Raw genomic sequence first — 17,820 nt, 5'->3', positions numbered from 1 at the left:
TTTGGAGATCCCCATGCCGTACCATTTTTTGGAAGTTGCAATCACTCCGAATGTGCGGCTGGCACAAGCTGAAATGGGTTCCGACCAGATTTGGTTAGGCGACCACCATCGAGAATCCGACAGCTTCACCGACAGCGAACTGGCTTTCATCTCTGCACGGGACAGCTTCTACATTGCCTCTGTGTCGGAAACCGGCTGGCCATATGTTCAGCATCGCGGTGGGCCAAAGGGCTTTCTCAAAATCGTCGACAAGAAAACACTGGCTTTCGCCGACTACAGGGGCAACCGCCAATATATCAGTACCGGAAACTTTGCCGCAAATGACCGGGCCTGTCTCTTTGTGGTGGATTACCCGAGACGAGCACGCCTCAAGATATATATGCATGTCGAGAAGCTGACACTCGATGCCGACCCAACGCTGACCGACCTTGTTTTTGACGCCGGCTACCGGGCAAAGGCAGAACGGATTTTTCGGCTGCGGCTGGAAGCCTTCGATTGGAACTGCCCCCAACATATCACACCGCGTTACACCGAACACGAGGTCGAGAAAGCGGTAGCACCGTTGCGTGAACGCTTAGCCGAACTGGAGTCGGAGAATGCAGAATTGCGTACTCGGCTCGAGGCCTTGGGAGGAAAATAATGGACGCCACAAAACCCCCATTGCCGCCCTTTTCAGGGGCTTCTGCAACAGAAAAGGTTCGGCTTGCGGAGGATGGCTGGAACAACCGCAATCCCGAAAAGGTACCGCTGGCTATGGCCATGACAGCCGGTGGCGCAACCGGTCCGAGTCTATAAACGGCCGCGAAGCGATCATCGGCTTTCTCACGCGGAAATGGCAACGCGAACTCGAATACAGACTGATCACGGAGCTTTGGGCCTTTACCGGCAACCGCATCGCTGTTGGCTTTGCCTATGGATGGCGCGACGGCAGCGCAACTAGTTTCGGTCATATGGAACCGAAAATTGGGAGTTTGGAACTGATGGCCTCATGCAAAAACGCCTCGCCTTCATCAACGACACACCAATCCAAAGCCAGGATCGCCGATTCCACTGGCCGCTTGGCCGTCGACCGGATGAGCACCCCGGTCTCAGCGATTTCGGTTTCTAAGGGGGAAGAACGACATGAGGAAACACCACCTATCACCGCGTTGATATCGACGGTCGCGAAGTATTTATCGGCAGGCCGGAGAACCCGCCAAACCGACCCTGTTATTGCTGCACGGGTTTCCATCATCGAGCCACATGTTTCGCGATCTGCTACTCGCGGACCGATTTCACCTCATCGCACCCGACATTGCAGGGTTTGGCCAGTCGGAAGCGCCTGCGCGCGGAAATTTCGCCTACACGTTCGACAATCTTGCCCGCATCATCCAGAGGATCATTGAGGTGCTGGGCATCGGGCGATTTGCTCTCTACGCTTTCGATATCGGAGCGCCTATCGGTTTCCGCGTCGCGATGACGTTCCCAGAGCGGGTGACAGCAATCATTTTCCCAAAATGGCAATGCCTACGAGGAGGGGTTGAGCGACGTCTGGAATCCGATCAGGCGATACCGATCCCACGACCGCCAACCGCGATGCCCTGCGCGAGATCATGAAACCTCTCGCCATCTGCTCGCTTGCCCTTCACAATCAGCGATCTGGTCTCAGGCCGTCTCTGGTGCTCCGATGCAGTAGCGCTTGAAATCCTCCATCGCTCGTCGAGGCTTTGCCACTCAATTGCAGCGTTGGGACCATTTAGCTTGTGCGATCCCGACCCACTTTTGATATCTCACACGGAGACCGGAATGACGTGCGACAGTGGCCGGGCTCGTCAAGCCTCGGTCGCGACAAAAGCCAGGAAGCGAAAAATCCGGTTTCAAGTCTCAATGGAGCTTGAACTCGCCTTCAACGCGGCGCCATTCGTTCGGTCCGATCAGGCGCTGATGCGTATAGCGGACGGAATGCAGCGGCCCGTCAAGGTTGGCCTGCCAGTAGTTGAGGAACTTCTGCATCTCAGGGAAATCGGGAGCCAGATCGTAATCCTGCCAGACATAAGTCTGAAGGACGGATTCGAAATCGGGAATGCGGTAGAGGATATGCGCGGTGGTAAGGCCATAACCGTTGAGCTGACGCTCCAGATCCGATGAAAATCGCATGCTTCATCTCCGTTTTGTGACAGCCTGAAGGTGGCGTAAATTTTTGCGGCCATCAATGATTTTTTGAATGCTCTAGGCCTGGTTGTTGTTCCTTTCCAGTATGTTAGCAGCCGCCGATGAAGAGTGCTAATTTTTTGTTTTGGACCTCTTGAAATCGAAAAACCGCCAAACCAGATCATTTTGCGCAAAACGCTCGAACGGGGTTTTGCACCCGCCCGGACTGGTCATCCGGTCCGGCCAGGGGAACAACGTCATCATTGTTTGTCCATCGGAGGAAAACATGTCGTTCCGACCACTTCATGATCGCATTCTTGTCCGCCGGGTTGAGTCTGAAGAGAAAACCAAGGGCGGAATCATCATTCCCGATACCGCCAAGGAAAAACCGCAGGAAGGCGAGGTCATCGCCGTCGGCCCCGGCGCGCGTAACGATGCCGGCCAGGTCCAGGCGCTCGACGTCAAGGCTGGCGATCGCATCCTGTTCGGCAAATGGTCCGGCACCGAGATCAAGATCAACGGCGAGGACCTGCTGATCATGAAAGAAAGCGATGTCATGGGCATCATCGAAGCCCCGGCCGAGCAGAAGCAGGCCGCGTGAAACCGACCCGTCAGTTAAACTAGCTGCCTATTGAGGAGTTAAAGAAATGGCTGCGAAAGAAGTCAAGTTCCACACCGATGCCCGTGAACGCATGCTGCGTGGGGTCGATATCCTGGCCAACGCCGTAAAGGTGACCCTCGGCCCGAAAGGCCGCAACGTCGTGATCGACAAGTCCTTCGGTGCACCGCGCATAACCAAGGACGGCGTTTCGGTCGCCAAGGAAATCGAACTCGAAGACAAGTTCGAAAACATGGGCGCCCAGATGCTGCGCGAGGTGGCATCGAAGACCAACGATCTCGCCGGCGACGGCACAACGACCGCGACCGTGCTTGCCCAGGCAATCGTCAAGGAAGGCGCCAAGGCGGTGGCGTCGGGTATGAACCCGATGGACCTGAAGCGCGGCATCGACCTTGCTGTCGACGCCGTGGTCAAGGAACTGAAGACCAACGCGCGCAAGATCTCCAACAATTCGGAGATCGCCCAGGTCGGCACGATTTCGGCCAATGGCGACGAAGAGATCGGTCGGTATCTTGCCGAGGCAATGGAAAAGGTTGGCAACGAGGGCGTCATCACCGTCGAGGAAGCCAAGACGGCCGAAACCGAACTTGAAGTCGTCGAAGGCATGCAGTTCGACCGTGGCTATCTCAGCCCTTACTTCGTCACCAATGCCGAGAAGATGCGCGTCGAGTTCGAGGATCCTTATATCCTCATCCACGAGAAGAAGCTTTCGAACCTGCAGTCAATGCTGCCGGTTCTCGAAGCCGTCGTGCAGTCCGGCAAGCCTTTGCTTATCATTGCTGAGGACGTCGAAGGCGAGGCTCTCGCCACGCTCGTCGTCAACAAGCTGCGTGGTGGCCTCAAGATCGCTGCCGTCAAGGCTCCGGGCTTCGGTGACCGCCGCAAGGCCATGCTGGAAGACATCGCTATCCTGACGGGCGGCACAGTCATTTCCGAAGACCTCGGCATCAAACTGGAGAACGTGACGCTGAACATGCTTGGCCGAGCCAAGAAGGTCGCGATCGAGAAGGAGAACACGACGATCGTCGACGGTGCGGGCACCAAGTCCGACATCGAAGGCCGGGTTGCGCAGATCCGCGCGCAGATCGAGGAAACCACCTCTGACTACGACCGCGAGAAGCTGCAGGAACGCCTGGCCAAGCTCGCCGGCGGCGTTGCCGTCATCCGCGTCGGCGGCTCGACGGAAGTCGAGGTCAAGGAAAAGAAGGACCGCGTCGACGACGCGCTGCATGCGACCCGCGCGGCCGTCGAGGAAGGTATCCTACCGGGCGGTGGCGTCGCGCTGCTGCGGGCCGTCAAGGCGCTCGACAATCTTAACACGGCCAACCAGGACCAGCGTGTCGGCGTCGAAATCGTGCGCCGCGCGATCGAGGCACCTGTGCGTCAAATCGCCGAGAATGCCGGCGCAGAAGGTTCGATCATCGTCGGCAAGCTGCGCGAAAAGAGCGAGTTCTCCTACGGCTGGAACGCCCAGAACGGCGAATATGGCGATCTCTACGCACAGGGCGTGATCGATCCGGCCAAGGTCGTGCGCACCGCGCTTCAGGATGCAGCCTCCGTTGCCGGCCTGCTGGTGACGACGGAGGCTATGATCGCCGAAAAACCGAAGAAGGAAGCCGCTCCGGCGATCCCCGCCGGTGCCGGCATGGACTTCTAAGGCAATCGACGGCGGCCCGCCCTGCTCTTAAGGGCGGGCCTCCAGCAGTGGAGGAATAGATGGTTCAAACGATCATCAAGAAGTCGCAAGCGCCGCTCGATTCCCGTGATCTCGAAATCTGCCAGCACGTCTTCGATGACCTCAGGACGATGGCGGACGTGCCTCGCTATTCTGAAGAAGCCGAACGCATCGCGGCCATCGTCGTGGAGCTTTATCGGCAGGGTGTTCGCAATCCCGAACACCTGAAGACCATGGTTCAGGCCGCGCGCGGATTGTTCGAAAAGCAGCCTGCCCAAGCCGCGTGACCATAAGAGAGTCGACAAGGTCTATTGGTCCTATATCCGTGGAGTCGGAACATGAGAAAGGAAACTGATAGCAATTCTGCAGCCAAGCATGCCGTAGCAACAATAAGCGCCGCGCATCTGTTGCACCCGGCCATGCATTTCGATCATCCCCGCGACGTGCTGATGGCGGACAATATCAGCAAGGACGAGAAGCGGGCCATTCTGGCCTCATGGGCGTCCGACATGTGTGCAATCGAATCCATGCCGGCCTGGCGACGCTATCCGGGTACGGAGCAGATCGTCTCCTATGATGAGGTTCTTGCGACCTTGAAGGCCCTCGATGGTGACGATCAAAGCACGTCGGCGCAAAAGACTGTGGCTTTCTTTAATGACAGCAAAAGCCGTCGCCGCAGACCCCGGTCGTACCGATCCGGCGGCGGCTTCAACCTGTGCAGCTACTGGAAAGGAGGGCGTCGCAAGCAACCATTCGAGATCTAGCCAATCCCTCTGAACGCCGCGTGCCTGGTCGGACGCGGAGAAGATTTTTACCGACGACTCTTTGCTCACTTGAGGAGGTTTTGCCGATGAAGATCGCGCAGATCGCACCGCTCGCCGAAAGCGTTCCGCCGAAGCTCTATGGGGGAACGGAGCGGATTGTCTCCTATCTCACCGAAGAACTTGTTGCACAGGGCCATGGCGTCACGCTCTTTGCCAGTGGCGACTCCGTCACCGATGCAAGACTGGTGCCCTGCTCAGATCTTGCGCTACGACTCAACCCGGCGGTCAAGGACCACCTGCCACATCAGGTCGTGATGCTTGAGGAAATTCGCCGCCGCGCCCATGAGTTCGACGTGCTGCATTTCCACATCGATCTATTGCATTTCCCGCTGATCCGGGATTTTGCCGACCGCACGTTGACGACCTTGCACGGCCGTCTCGATCTGCCGGATCTCAAGCCCTTCTACCAAGCCTTCGCAGATATTCCGCTCGTATCGATCTCCAATGACCAGCGCCGGCCTATGCCACCGGTCAACTGGGCCGGGACGGTTTACCACGGTCTACCCGCCGATCTGCTGCCCTTCACGGAAAAACCAAAGGGCAATTACCTCGCGTTTCTCGGCCGCATTTCGCCGGAAAAGCGACCCGATCGCGCCATAGAGATCGCGGCAAAAGTCGGCATGCAGCTGAAGATCGCCGCCAAGATCGACAATGCCGACAGGGCCTACTGGGAAACGGTCATCGAGCCGATGGTGAAACGTCATTCCAATGTCGAGTTCATCGGCGAGATCAATGAGCATCAGAAAGCAGCGTTCCTTGGAAATGCTGGAGCCTTGCTTTTTCCGATCGATTGGCCGGAGCCGTTCGGACTGGTGATGATCGAGGCAATGGCTTGCGGCACCCCGGTCATCGCCTTCGGCTGCGGCTCGGTTCCGGAGGTGATCGACAACGGCGTGTCCGGCATCCTGGTCGACAGCGTCACCGAGGCGGCCGAGAACGTCGAATGGGCGCTTCGGATTGATCGCCGCAGAGTGCGGGCCACATTCGAGAAGCGCTTCACCGCGGAACGGATGGCGAGCGACTACGTCGACCTCTACCGTAACCTACCCGGCGTCCGTACCAAAGCCGCTCCACTTCGCCGGTCGAATGGGCAGCCACTCGACCTGCAGGTGGTCGCCTGAAACTTCAGGAGGAGCAATGTCGATCGCTTCCGCAGACAGGAGTCCAGCGCCCGCATCGGCCGGCCCGGCGACACCGGTCGCGCAATTTTTCATTCCGGCCACCGCATCACTGCAGGAGCGCCGGCCGCGCACTCTCAAGCACGGCGATACCTTCGCCGTATTCGATCACAATGGCGACGCAGTTTCCGGGCCAGGCAGCCCGGAAGGCCTGTTTCATCGTGACACCCGGTATCTCTCGCATCTCCACCTGACGATCAACGGCAAGCGCCCGATGCTGTTGTCGTCGACACTGCGCGACGACAACGCGTCGCTCACATGCGATCTCACCAATCCCGACCTCTTCGACGACAAGGAACGGCTTGTCCTCGGCCACGACCTCATCCACCTGCGCAGGTCTCGCTTCCTCTGGAATGCTCACTGCTACGAGCGACTATCGATAAAGAATTTTGACGACCGGCCGCAGCTTATTCGTATCGAGATTGCTTTCGGAGCGGATTTCGCCGATCTGTTCGAAGTTCGCGGAACGGTCAGGGCGAAAAGAGGGCGCCATCTTTCCCCTGTCGTCGAGCAGGATTGTGTCTGTCTCTCCTATATCGGCCTCGACAACCGAGGACGATCGACGCGACTTTCCTTCGATCCGCAGCCGGACGAACTCGCCACCGACCATGTCATTTATGATCTCCATCTGGCCCCGCATGAGAGCCGGTCTTTGTTCATAGAAATCGGCTGTGATCAGATGGGGTCTCGAAAACCCGGCCACCGTTCGTTTTTCCTTGCCCTGCGGGATTCACGCAGAGCCCTGCGCGCCTCTTCGTCGCGCGCCGCCTCGATCTCAACGTCGAACGAAATCTTCAACGAAGTCGCCCGACGCAGCATCTCCGACCTCTACATGCTGATGACCGACAAGCCGGAAGGCCCCTATCCCTACGCCGGGATTCCCTGGTTCAGCACGGTCTTCGGACGTGATGCTCTGATTACGGCGCTGGAGACGCTCTGGCTCGATCCGGAGGTCGCCCGCGGAGTTCTTGGCCACTTGGCAGCCAACCAGGCAGCGGAGATCGATCCAGTCGCCGATGCGGAACCCGGCAAGATCCTGCACGAGGTGCGCTGTGGCGAAATGGCCGAGCTCGGCGAGGTTCCTTTTCGCCGCTACTATGGCAGTATCGATTCGACGCCTTTATTCGTGATGCTGGCCGGCGAATATCTCAGACGAACCGGTGATCTTGCGACCATCGACCGTCTCCAGCCGCATATCGAAGCCGCACTGACATGGATTGACGACCATGGCGATCGCGACGGCGACGGCTTCGTCGAATATGGGCGGCAGACGGAAGAAGGGTTGGTCAACCAAGCATGGAAGGACAGCCACGACTCCATTTTCCACGCTGACGGTACGCTGGCTAAGGGTCCGATCGCGATCGCCGAAGTTCAGGCCTATGTCTATGGCGCCTGGCATGCGGCGGCCGAGATCTTTCGGCTTCTCGGCCGGCCGGAACGGGCCGCCGGCTTCTTAGCACGGGCGCAGCGCCTGCGTCGCGCCTTTGATACGAGCTTCTTCGACGAGGAACTTGGCACCTACGTGCTGGCGCTCGACGGGGACAAGCGACCCTGCAGGGTCCGCTCCTCCAATGCCGGCCATGCCCTGTTTACCGGCATCGCCTATCCCGAACGGGCCGCACAGCTCACCCTCACTTTGATGAGTGCCTCATCCTTCTGTGGCTGGGGCATCCGCACTATTGCCTCCACAGAGGCGCGTTACAATCCCATGAGCTACCACAACGGCTCGGTCTGGCCGCATGACAATGCCTTGATCGCCAGCGGTCTTGCTCGTTATGGCTATCGCGCGGAAGCCGCGCGGATCTTCGAGGGATTATTTAGCGCTTCGACCTATATCGACTTGCGGCGGCTTCCCGAACTTTTCTGCGGCCTGCCGCGCAGGCGCGCACAGGGGCCGACCTTCTATCCGGTCGCCTGCTCGCCGCAGGCATGGGCGGCGGCAACTCCTTTGTCGTTATTGCAATCGTGCCTCGGTCTCGAGTTCGATCCGAACGCCTTGCAGATCAGTTTGAACGAGCCGCGGCTTCCTAGCTTCCTCGACGAAGTCACGTTGCGGCACCTGCTGATCGGCAATGGTTCGGTCGACATTGCCATTCGACGCTCTGGTCGCAATGTCGTGGTGGACGTGATCGATCGCACGGGCGATATCCGCGTGCTCACGACGGCATGACCGGTTGGATCGACCGCTCCGGCGGTCAAGTCCAAACCATGCTATTTGTCCTGCTCTTCCTCGTCGGCGGACCAGCAGCTCAACGAGCGCGGCAACCGTGCCTGTCGGCAGACGGCTTCCTTCGCCCATCAAGGCTTCGTCGTTGATGGCCCACGCAAATGCCTCGGCGAGTTCGGCCTGGGTTGCACCTGTCGCGATGACCTCGGCCACTAGCGTTTCGTCGGCCCAAGGACCGCGATGACGTCGTCTGAAGTCATGGTCATAGCCATTTTCTCCCCTCTTTACCTCGGCCCGAACATGGTGGCGCCCCGGAAAAATTCCATTTTTTCCACCGAGAAATTCCACTTCCCTTGAAATTCTAAGGCACTGAATTATATCAGTATTAGTCGATTGCCCACCGGGGATCGACACAGGTCCAGGAGACGCCGGTCGCTCTTGGCGTCTCCTTGTATCCATGTTGCTTATAAGGAGGATATGGCTATGAGGACAAACCTCGATTTCTCACCCCTGTTCCGGTCGAGCATCGGCTTCGACCGAATGTTGAACGCTCTCGAGGCTGCAAGCCGCGCGGAGACGAGCGACAGTTGGCCGCCTTACGATATCGTAAAAACTGGCGAGAATGATTACCGCATTGTCATGGCAGTTGCGGGCTTCTCACAGGACGAACTGGCGATGACCCAAGAGCAGAACATGCTCATCGTCTCCGGACAGAAGGCGAACGGCGATGACGTCCAATATCTGCATCGCGGCATCGGCAGCGGCTCATTCCAGCGTCGCTTCGAACTGGCCGACCACGTCAGGGTCATGGGTGCGGGTCTCGTCAACGGTCTACTGACCATCGATCTCAAGCGCGAAATCCCTGAAGAGATGAAGCCGCGCCAGATCGAGATCCGAACCGGCCAGATAATGCCGAAGGCCGAGACCAAGCAGATCGAGGGCAAGCACCAGGCGGCTTAAGCGTTCCCCAGCAGACCGCAAACAAGGCGCCGGGCATGGTCCGGCGCCGGCAGGAAAGTTTCGCCAAACGAACCAACAGAAAGGAGAAGAAACATGAGTGTTCGTGATCTGATTCCCTGGGGCCGCAACAATGGCAACCGGGTTCCAAGTCTCTTGCGCGATGACGACCGTGATCCCTTCCTGTCGCTTCATCGTGAGGTGAACCGTCTGTTCGATGATGTCTTCCGAGGCTTTGCCTCCGGCCTGCCGTCCTTCGGCAACGCCTCCGCCTTCGGGGGTGGCTGGCCGAGCGTCGAGATCTCCGACACCGACAAGGAGATCAAGTTGACGGCCGAAGTCCCCGGCCTTGAGGAAAAGGACATCGAAGTCCTGCTCAATGATGGCGTGCTGACCCTGAAGGGCGACAAGCGCTCCGAGAGCGAGGACAAGGATCGGCAGTTCTCCGAGCGCTACTACGGCCGCTTCGAGCGCCGCATTCCGCTCGGTTTCGAGGTCAAGGAAGACCAAGTCGACGCCACCTTCAGGAACGGCGTGCTGACTGTCACCTTGCCGAAGACCGAGAAGGCGCAGTCGCAGGTCAAGCGCATCACCATCAAGAGCTGATCGAGACGAACGCGCGGCGCCGGCCACCTGGCGGCCGCCGCGCATCCTTCGCCAACATGGGGAGGACAAATGATGGAGACTGTCAGACCCACACATAACGGGAGAATAGCAATGGCTTCCGGTTCGCGTGTCTCGAACGACAACCGGCGGAGCCATCCTTGTTTCGGGCATTCACTGTTTCCCGAGAAAGCCGTTGCCCGGATCTTCAAACCGTCGCGCTCGGTGACAACATCAGGGACCGCGTGGACGAAGGGCTGGCGGCTTGTTTTCGACCGCCGCAGCGCGCCATTCATCGAACCTTTAATGGGCTACACAGGAAGTGCCGACACGCTTACCCAGGTGGAGCTGAAATTCCCCACGCTCGAATCCGCCATCCGCTATGCCGAGGGTCAGGGGCTTAGCTAAGTGGTGCAACGCCCGCCAGGCAAAACGGCTGCACAGGCAAAGCAAGGCACCGGCCAGCGGTCGCACCAACCGTCTGATGCCTTGGCTGATGCGACACTGGAACGGCTTGACCCTCCCGCGCTTCAGCAAAGCGACAGGCGTGCACTGGATGGGAAGACGAACCAGGACCATGCTTCCGGCCCGGCGATGTGGTCATTTCCGATAGGCGTCCTCCGCGATCGAGCGCTGTCCCTTGAAGCGAAGCGTTCGATCCTGATGAACTGGGCCTGGACGGAATATCTAGCCAGTCACGCGATTTACGAATGCACGCCGGAGAACAACCGGCCTTCGCACCTCCATGAGATCGAGGAGGCTTTGCTCGCGCTCGATCGAGAAACCACGAGCAGGCGGGACGATAGTATGGTCGGTCGGAAAGCCGCGTGAGATGCGCCCATGGACCCTCATGTCGTCTTCGATTGCCAGAAGATCCTGCCAAACAAGTTCGTGCTGGCTGTTGCGGCAGCCGCGTGCTGCCGCGCCCTCAACCGTGGTGCGAAGCCAAGGGTTGATCTGCCGGGCATAAATGAGAGCGAACTTGCGCTCCAGGAGATCGCCAGTGGCGTGCTCGCCGGGGCCGAACTGGCGTTGTTCGTGTCCGGACCAGCAGCAACAGCGCCTCTTCCGGATTCCAATTCCACGATGACCGGGCTTCGCGGCGACGGCGGTTCAAATGCCGCCGCCGCACCCGTCTCCTGTTCGCAGGAGGCGGCCTATTGATGATGCAACCAACCGAGAAGGAGAAAATGAACGATGCTGAAGTCCCTATCTTCGAACCACCGGACGGCTTTCGATATCGTCAATATCGTTGCCGGTCTTGGTCTTTTGATCACCCCCTGGCTCTTCGGTTTCGCCGCTGAGACCTATGCCGCCTGGAATGCATGGATTGTCGGTGCGGCCATCGCCGTGGTCGCCGTCGCGGCGCTCTATGCCTTTTATGAGGCAGAGGAGTGGATCAACTTGGTGCTCGGCATATGGGCCGTGGTCGCTCCATGGGTCCTCGGCTTCTCTGCCGTGACAGCAGCCATGTGGGCGCACGTGATTGCCGGCCTTGTCGTCGCGCTCCTCGCCGCAGGCAGCATCTGGTTCAGCCATAACCATCCGTTGTCAACCGTGTGAACCGGGTGAGAACGGGTCCGGGCCCCCGGGCCCGTTCCTTTGGTCCCTGCGCGCGTCATGCCTGAAGAGAAGAACCATTAGATTCAAGGAGCAACCGATGTCCGATCCCGCCCCGAGGTTCCGCACGATCGCCGCATCCGCAGCGATTGCCGCCGGAGCCCTCCTGTTCACGGTCGCACCGGTCGTTGCGCAGACGCTCGCACCAGCTGCTTCGTCCGCGAACCTGCCGACACTTGCGCCGATGTCACGCCGGCCGTCGTCAACATTGCGGTGGTTTCGCGGTCGCCGACCGAAAACAATCCGCTTTACAACGACCCCTATTTCCGACGGTACTTCAATCTGCCTGAGCAGCAACCCCAGGCTCGGATGAGCGCCGGCTCCGGCGTTATCGTCGACGCTGACAAGGGCTACGTGTTGACGAACCACCACGTTGTCGATGGCGGCACGGAGATCTCCGTCACGTTGAAAGATGGCCGGCAGCTGCTTGCTAAACTGATCGGCAGCGACAAGGAGACCGACATTGCGCTGCTGCAGATCGACGCGAAGAACCTCACGGCGATCCAGATCGGAGACTCCGATACTCTCAAGGTCGGTGATTATGTCGTCGCCATCGGCAACCCGTTCGGACTCGGCCAGACGGTCACCTCCGGCATTGTCAGTGCGCTCGGGCGCAGCGGGCTCAATATCGAAGGCTATGAAGACTTCATCCAAACCGATGCCTCGATCAATCCCGGCAATTCAGGCGGAGCGCTGGTCACGCTCGACGGCAAGCTGATCGGGGTCAATAGTCAATACCGCAATCCTCAGCCCGGCCGGTGCGAATGTGGGTATCGGCTTCGCGGTGCCGAGCAGCATCGCGGTGTCCGTAATGAACCAGTTGACCGCCCACGGCGAGGTGCAGCGTGGCAGGCTGGGCATCGGTATCCAGGATCTACGCCGGATCTGGCGGAAGCCCTCAATCTCGGCGGCCTTCGCGGCGCGCTCGTCGCCAACGTTGAACGCGGCTCGGCGGCCGATCGGGCTGGAGTGAAGAGCGGGGACGTGGTGACGGCCATTGATGGACGCCAAGTGCGCGGCGCCACTGACCTCAGGAACCGCATCGGTCTAACGCCCGCAGGCAGCAAGATCAGGCTGACCGTGAAGCGAAGTGATGACCAGCGGGAAATTGAGGTACCCATCGCAAGCGAAGATCGCGCCCCCGCGGACTTCTCGGGCACACCGCTCGACGGCGCGAGACTGCGGGATGCCTCAGCTGCTGAATCTGGGGCAGCTGGTGTTTCCGGCGTCGTCATCGCGAGCGTGGCCGCTGGCAGCGTGGCTGACCGCGCCGGCCTTCGCGCCGGGGATATGGTCGTTGCGGTCAACAGAATCCCGGTCACTTCTGTCGCCGAGTTGCGCCGAGCCATCAGCAAAAAGGCAGCTATAGCCGCCCTTGAGCTTTTCCGTGACGGGGCTCGCTTTCTGTTGGTCATCAGGTAATCCGGACACAGGGCCGCGACAGCGCAACCGACGCTCATCGCCGAGATTGACTATCGTGGCTGGTCGGGGACCTGCCATCCCGCCTACAAGGACCTGCGTGAGGTCCAGGATAACGCGGCGATCTTCGACATCAGCGAGCACGTGATGAACTAAAGCAGGAGCGCTTGACCGCCAATCACAGCAGCCGCCGTCCGACGAGACGGCCGAGCCACGATCACGCTGCCCTGTGTCGGACATCACTTCTCATCGTGGCACTACGGCTGGGGGCATCGTCGAGACGAAATTGGTTGACCAGATCGCGCAGTCTGCTCGCCTCGCTCGACAAGGACGCTGCCGCTGCCGTGGACTGTTCGACCATCGCCGCGTTTTGCTGAGTGGATTGATCCATTTGATTGACGGCGGTGTTGATCTCGGCGAGGCCCGTAGACTGCTCTCGAGCGGATGTCGCGATCGCCGACATTAGCTGATTGATCTGAGACACATGATTGCCGATCGACTTCAGCGACAGGCCCGTTTCGAGGACCAGTCTCACGCCGGTTCCGACTTCGACGGACGACTTTTCGATGAGCCCTTTAATCTCCTTTGCCGCCGTCGCTGCGCGCTGCGCGAGCTCGCGCACCTCCTGAGCGACAACCGCAAAGCCTTTGCCGGCTTCTCCGGCGCGGGCTGCCTCGACGCCTGCGTTGAGCGCCAGGAGGTTTGTCTGGAAAGCGATTTCGTCGATCACACCAATGATATTGGAGATCTGCACCGAGCTGTCCTCGATGCGCCTCATAGCCTGTTCGGCTTCAGACACGACGGCCGCGGAACGGTCAGCACTGACATTAGCCTCGTGTGCGACATTGCGAGCCTCGTCGGTTCGCTTGGAGGCGGTGGCAACGTTGGTGGTAATCTCATCGAGAGCTGCCGCCGTCTCCTCCAGGGAGGCGGCCTGCTGCTCCGTACGCTTGGAAAGATCTTGCGCACCGGACGCGATTTCGCGCGTTCCATTGTCGATGCTGTGCACCGTTTGCAATACAGCGCCGATCGCCGTACCGAGCTGTTTGAGCGACGTGTTGAAATCCTCGCGTAATTGCTCGTATTCCGCAGCGAAGGGCTCCGCCAGCTGGAAAGAGACGTCGCCGCCAGCCAGACGTCTCAGCCCGTCGCCCAGCGTCGTCGTCGCAAACCGCAATTGTTGCGCTTCTCGCTCCGCACGCTCCTGTGCAGCTGCACGAGCGGCCTCTGACTGGCTTCGCGATGCCGACGCTTCCCTGCTCCAAGCGAAGGACATTTATGGCATTTTGTCGGAATACTTCAACCGCTGCCGCCATCGCGCCAATCTCATCGGCGCGGCCGGCAAAGGGGATCTCACTTTGCAGATCGCCGTCGGACAAGATCTTCATGGCAGAGGCGATGCGGCGGATCGGATTTGCGATGCCGAGCACGGCGAATATCGTTCCGGCCAAGGCGACCAGAACTGCGAGGGTTGCAATTATTGCTGTGACTATGAACGCATCGCTTGCGGCGGTGGCTTCATTCGGGTCTCCAGCTCCTGAGGGCGACCACGCGGGTCGAGTAACTTCAAGAATTCGCCACAGATGACGGACAAAACGGCAATAAGGGCCTGCTTGACACTCGGGCGTTGTGCTAATTTAGAATTAACTTCATTCATTTCCGCCCTCACTGGCTTCGAGTTTTGTGTTGCTTACAAACGACACATAGCAAGGCCCATTAGGCATGCTATCCAGGGTGGTTTGCTGGGGGCTCACAGCGAATCGAATTAACAAGCGGCGCTCGCGACGAAGAGTTCGTTCGGGGTGGCAGGATGGCGTTACAGCCGACGAGAGGTTGACGATCGTTGGACTGGCTCCGCGACATAAGCGACTGGCCGCAAGCTTCGATTTTGGTCGTGGCTCTGCCACTTGAATAGCCGGAAGAAACACTTCAGAGATCACGTTGCGCGTGATTTTCCGAGCCGTTTGACCGCCTGCTCTAGCGGTCGCTCTCACAATAGTCCCGCCAGGCGGAGGTTTTTCGCAAGCAGCGCCGGGACATGCGCGCGGCGACAGCGGTGCCACGGCGGTGGCCATGCGATCGTTGCGGATCGAGGAAGATCCGGCCGCCCCTCAGGGGTTGGGTCGGGATTGTCGCGGGCCATCTGCTGGTAGACGTCACGCTCGAAACCCTTCGCCTCTGCCCAGGATAATCGAACCGCCGGACTCCCACTCAAACAGAGCAATCGCAGTGGATTCCTTGATGAAAATTCCGGCCTTTGATTTTCACCGTATCAATACGAAGGACTGAAATGAAAATGTCCCGACCGCCGGGGCTCGCTCTCGTGAATCCGGGCCGGCGAACCACGGGCGAATTCGCCACCTCGCCCCGCCGGCAGGCTCAAAGCCTCATCGCGATCAGTGACACACCAGAACGATCGCCCGAGCGCGGCAAGGGGACATCGAGCCGAAATCAGCTCCTAACTTCCAGACCGTGCAGCGATTACGGCGTCGGCGATTTCCACAAACCCGGCCCCGCCAGGGCCTTCCGTGATCCAGTTGGGTGGCTTCGGTATCTCGGCGAGATAGCGGACGACAGTACTCACGCCAACCGAGTGCCTGAAAAAAGCGAACATCGGCGCATCGTTTGTGGAATCTCCGGCGTAGAGGACTTGCTGGGGGTCCCTGTCGATATCCAGGTTATAGTGTGCGGACAATATCCTCCGGCTCATGGCCAGCTTGTCATAGTTGCCCAGCCAAGCGAGGATCCAGAGATTGTTGACCGTCACATTTGCTCCCGCCTCGCGCAGGGCCGCAACGATGGCGGCGACGTCGGTCGGTGTGTCCGGCTGGGCAAAGGCTAGACTGGTCAATCGGAACGGTTGATCTTCGGCGAGCCTGGCCGTGCCAAACTTGGTACGGACAATGTCGGCGATCTCCTTAAGGCGGTCGCGGGTGGATTCCTGGTCGGCCAACGAATGCCAAAAGTGCCGTTCCAGACCGTGTCCTTGCGGTTGTCGTCGGAAGAAAAATCCGCCGTTTTCCCCGATCACACCGTCCACGGGCCACATGCGTGCCATCTGATCGCACCAGCCTGCCGGAGCGGCGGTTACTGGAATGACTTTCACTCCATTTGCCTGCAAGCGCTCCAGCGCTTCTGTCGACGATGCGACGGAGGTCCGCTTTGAGATTGCATTTCCGATGTTTCATTCCCTTCGTCAGATCCGTGCCCGGCCGCAATTACTGCTCCTTGCCTTCATGATCTTCGTCCAGGGTTCCGCCTATGGCTCGACCCTGCCCTATCTCTCGGTGTCGGCGGTCACCATCAGCGTCTCGCTCGGCATTCTCTCCGACCTGATCGGCGACCGGCGCAGGATCATGATCGCCATGGCACTTATGGGCGCACCGGTTTCCAGTCATCGCCGAGGCGGCACGAAAGCTCGGCGTGGGAACAGCCATCCTCGATGACGAGGCCGTGGTGCTCGATAAAGAGGGTCGGTCTGATTTCGGGGCGCTGCAGCGCTCGCTGGGTGGACGCGGGGGCAAGCGTTCGTCGATGGAATCGCTGTTTTTCGCGTTCGACCTTCTCTGTTTCGATGGTCATGACCTGACGGGAACCGAGCTCTCCGTCCGCCGGCATCTGCTGGAAGACTTTTTGGATGGCGCCACCGGCGCAATCCAGCTGTCGGAAGAAGTGCATGGCGATGGTGCCGTACTTCTGGTGAAGGCCTGCTCGATAGGGCTTGAGGGAATTATCGCCAAGCACCGGATCGTCCCTATCGCTCCGGCCGCACCGGCGACTGGCTGAAGATCAAATGCGTCCAAAGCGAAAGCTTCATGATCATCGGCTATGAGCAGTCGACAGTTGCGCGCGGTGGGATCGGCAGCCTGCTTCTTGCCGGCCGCGAGGGACATGACTGGGTCTATGTCGGCTCGGTCAGCACCGGCTCCAACACCAAGGATGCCGAATACCTGCGCGCCACGCTCGAAAAGCTGAAGACCACACGACCGGCGGCAGTGCTCAAGGGCAAGAATCTGGTCTTCGCCCAGCCGACATTATGGCGCTCGGCTTTGCGCAGTGCGCCCGGTCTAAAACAGGACGACCCCCGAGAAGGGGCCGCCCTGTTGTTTTTGTTTCTGGCGATGCTCAGAGCTTTCCCTTTGCCAGCAGTTCGCGGGTCTGCTTCAGCGTCGACATTAGGGCAGCCTTGTAACCGTTTTCGCTGGCGAACTGAGCCTGCTCGGCCTGCTCCTCGCGACCATTTGGCTCTTTGCCGCGCAGGCCCATATAGCAGTAGAAGCGGAGCAACAGCTCACCTTCTTCATCTTCAAACAATTCGTTGATAATCACTCCCTCGCGCGGACCGGCCGCCTGGAAAAAGGTGACCTTGCTTTCCGGCTCAAGCGTGACGATCTCGCGTAGCTCGTTGCCACCGATTGTCGCTTCGCGCACGAAGTGGGTCGCGCTTTCCTCAACAATCTCACAACGAGTGCAGAGGCCAGGAACGAGAAACAAACGGGCATCGCGTGCTTTGAGTTCGAGCCCCTTCCACGCCTGAGCACGCGTCAATGGGGCTTCGTCTTCCGGGTTCACCGGAACTGTGGCAGTCGAATAGATCATGGTTGATGGTCCTTTCGAGACAGCTGTGC

General features: G+C 59.4%; 17 protein-coding genes and 6 pseudogenes. 17 read left to right on the top strand and 6 right to left on the bottom strand.

The window, feature by feature from the left end; all coding sequences use genetic code 11:
• Positions 1-13 precede the first annotated feature (13 nt).
• From A3C3_RS0106330 to A3C3_RS41255, 3 genes and pseudogenes are all read left to right on the top strand, one after another.
• Positions 14-640, top strand: coding sequence for a pyridoxamine 5'-phosphate oxidase family protein (locus A3C3_RS0106330; RefSeq protein ID WP_022713764.1), 627 nt, complete (start codon positions 14-16; stop codon positions 638-640).
• Positions 640-1,108, top strand: a pseudogene (locus tag A3C3_RS41260) (nuclear transport factor 2 family protein). Before A3C3_RS0106330 ends, A3C3_RS41260 begins: the two are co-directional and overlap by 1 nt.
• 45 nt (positions 1,109-1,153) lie before the next feature.
• Positions 1,154-1,610: pseudogene (locus A3C3_RS41255) on the top strand (alpha/beta fold hydrolase); the annotation flags it as partial.
• 253 nt (positions 1,611-1,863) lie between these two features.
• Here the strand turns inward: A3C3_RS41255 and A3C3_RS0106310 are convergent.
• A complete protein-coding gene (locus A3C3_RS0106310; protein ID WP_022713760.1) occupies positions 1,864-2,136 on the bottom strand; it encodes an usg protein in 273 nt (90 codons plus the stop codon).
• Positions 2,137-2,416: 280 nt separating this feature from the next.
• Between A3C3_RS0106310 and groES the strand changes: the two genes are divergently transcribed.
• From groES to A3C3_RS0106280, 6 genes are all read left to right on the top strand, one after another.
• Positions 2,417-2,731, top strand: a complete 315-nt coding sequence (groES, locus tag A3C3_RS0106305; RefSeq protein WP_028739445.1) for a co-chaperone GroES — start codon at positions 2,417-2,419, stop codon at positions 2,729-2,731.
• A gap of 46 nt (positions 2,732-2,777) precedes the next feature.
• Positions 2,778-4,406, top strand: coding sequence for a chaperonin GroEL (gene groL, locus A3C3_RS0106300; RefSeq protein WP_022713758.1), 1,629 nt, complete (start codon positions 2,778-2,780; stop codon positions 4,404-4,406).
• Between the two features lie 59 nt (positions 4,407-4,465).
• Positions 4,466-4,711, top strand: coding sequence for a hypothetical protein (locus A3C3_RS0106295; protein ID WP_022713757.1), 246 nt, complete (start codon positions 4,466-4,468; stop codon positions 4,709-4,711).
• A gap of 51 nt (positions 4,712-4,762) precedes the next feature.
• Entirely contained in the window at positions 4,763-5,188 is a 426-nt protein-coding gene (locus tag A3C3_RS0106290; RefSeq protein ID WP_022713756.1) for a hypothetical protein, read from the top strand.
• Between the two features lie 86 nt (positions 5,189-5,274).
• Complete coding sequence (locus A3C3_RS0106285) at positions 5,275-6,369, top strand: glycosyltransferase family 4 protein (RefSeq protein ID WP_022713755.1); 1,095 nt, start codon at positions 5,275-5,277, stop codon at positions 6,367-6,369.
• A 16-nt stretch (positions 6,370-6,385) separates the two neighbouring features.
• On the top strand, positions 6,386-8,596 hold the full coding sequence (locus tag A3C3_RS0106280) for an amylo-alpha-1,6-glucosidase (protein WP_022713754.1): 2,211 nt from the start codon (positions 6,386-6,388) through the stop codon (positions 8,594-8,596).
• A gap of 41 nt (positions 8,597-8,637) precedes the next feature.
• On the opposite strand, the pseudogene A3C3_RS46750 reads toward A3C3_RS0106280, so the two are convergent.
• A pseudogene (locus A3C3_RS46750) lies at positions 8,638-8,859 on the bottom strand (hypothetical protein).
• Positions 8,860-9,076: 217 nt separating this feature from the next.
• On the opposite strand from A3C3_RS46750, the gene A3C3_RS0106275 reads away from it, so the two are divergent.
• The 6 genes from A3C3_RS0106275 to A3C3_RS41245 all read left to right on the top strand — a co-directional run bounded on the left by A3C3_RS0106275 (position 9,077) and on the right by A3C3_RS41245 (position 13,195).
• Complete coding sequence (locus A3C3_RS0106275; protein ID WP_022713753.1) at positions 9,077-9,553, top strand: Hsp20 family protein; 477 nt, start codon at positions 9,077-9,079, stop codon at positions 9,551-9,553.
• Between the two features lie 93 nt (positions 9,554-9,646).
• The gene (locus A3C3_RS0106270; RefSeq protein WP_022713752.1) at positions 9,647-10,156 is read left to right on the top strand and encodes an Hsp20/alpha crystallin family protein; all 510 of its coding nucleotides are present in this window, start codon (positions 9,647-9,649) and stop codon (positions 10,154-10,156) included.
• Positions 10,157-10,267: 111 nt separating this feature from the next.
• Positions 10,268-10,561 carry an NADH dehydrogenase ubiquinone Fe-S protein 4 gene (locus A3C3_RS46745; RefSeq protein WP_233450578.1) on the top strand — a complete coding sequence of 98 codons (294 nt, stop codon included), beginning with the start codon at positions 10,268-10,270 and terminating at the stop codon, positions 10,559-10,561.
• Positions 10,562-10,993: 432 nt separating this feature from the next.
• Complete coding sequence (locus A3C3_RS0106260; protein ID WP_022713751.1) at positions 10,994-11,317, top strand: hypothetical protein; 324 nt, start codon at positions 10,994-10,996, stop codon at positions 11,315-11,317.
• Positions 11,318-11,350: 33 nt separating this feature from the next.
• On the top strand, positions 11,351-11,716 hold the full coding sequence (locus tag A3C3_RS0106255; protein ID WP_022713750.1) for an SPW repeat protein: 366 nt from the start codon (positions 11,351-11,353) through the stop codon (positions 11,714-11,716).
• 270 nt (positions 11,717-11,986) lie between these two features.
• Positions 11,987-13,195 (top strand): trypsin-like peptidase domain-containing protein, encoded by a 1,209-nt coding sequence (locus A3C3_RS41245; protein ID WP_233450577.1) that lies wholly within the window; start codon positions 11,987-11,989, stop codon positions 13,193-13,195.
• Positions 13,196-13,409: 214 nt separating this feature from the next.
• Here A3C3_RS41245 and A3C3_RS41240 read toward each other — a convergent pair.
• The 3 genes and pseudogenes from A3C3_RS41240 to A3C3_RS0106230 all read right to left on the bottom strand — a co-directional run.
• Positions 13,410-14,703 (bottom strand): annotated as a pseudogene (locus tag A3C3_RS41240) (methyl-accepting chemotaxis protein); the annotation flags it as partial.
• Positions 14,704-15,128: 425 nt separating this feature from the next.
• Positions 15,129-15,383 (bottom strand): annotated as a pseudogene (locus A3C3_RS46735) (hypothetical protein); the annotation flags it as partial.
• Between the two features lie 267 nt (positions 15,384-15,650).
• A complete protein-coding gene (locus tag A3C3_RS0106230; protein ID WP_198019855.1) occupies positions 15,651-16,298 on the bottom strand; it encodes an HAD family hydrolase in 648 nt (215 codons plus the stop codon).
• Between A3C3_RS0106230 and A3C3_RS0106225 the strand changes: the two genes are divergently transcribed.
• Entirely contained in the window at positions 16,288-16,638 is a 351-nt protein-coding gene (locus tag A3C3_RS0106225) for a hypothetical protein (protein ID WP_145611696.1), read from the top strand. The two genes, A3C3_RS0106230 and A3C3_RS0106225, sit on opposite strands and share 11 nt — an antisense overlap.
• A pseudogene (locus A3C3_RS41235) lies at positions 16,562-17,229 on the top strand (ATP-dependent DNA ligase); the annotation flags it as partial. The gene A3C3_RS0106225 and the pseudogene A3C3_RS41235, both read left to right, overlap by 77 nt.
• An 88-nt stretch (positions 17,230-17,317) precedes the next feature.
• Here A3C3_RS41235 and A3C3_RS0106215 read toward each other — a convergent pair.
• Positions 17,318-17,791 carry an SRPBCC family protein gene (locus A3C3_RS0106215; RefSeq protein ID WP_022713747.1) on the bottom strand — a complete coding sequence of 158 codons (474 nt, stop codon included), beginning with the start codon at positions 17,789-17,791 and terminating at the stop codon, positions 17,318-17,320.
• Between the last annotated feature and the right edge of the window lie 29 nt (positions 17,792-17,820).

It is taken from the genome of Rhizobium mongolense USDA 1844, assembly GCF_000419765.1.
In the GTDB taxonomy this organism is placed as follows: domain Bacteria; phylum Pseudomonadota; class Alphaproteobacteria; order Rhizobiales; family Rhizobiaceae; genus Rhizobium; species Rhizobium mongolense.
This window is presented reverse-complemented; position numbering and strand designations above follow the sequence as displayed.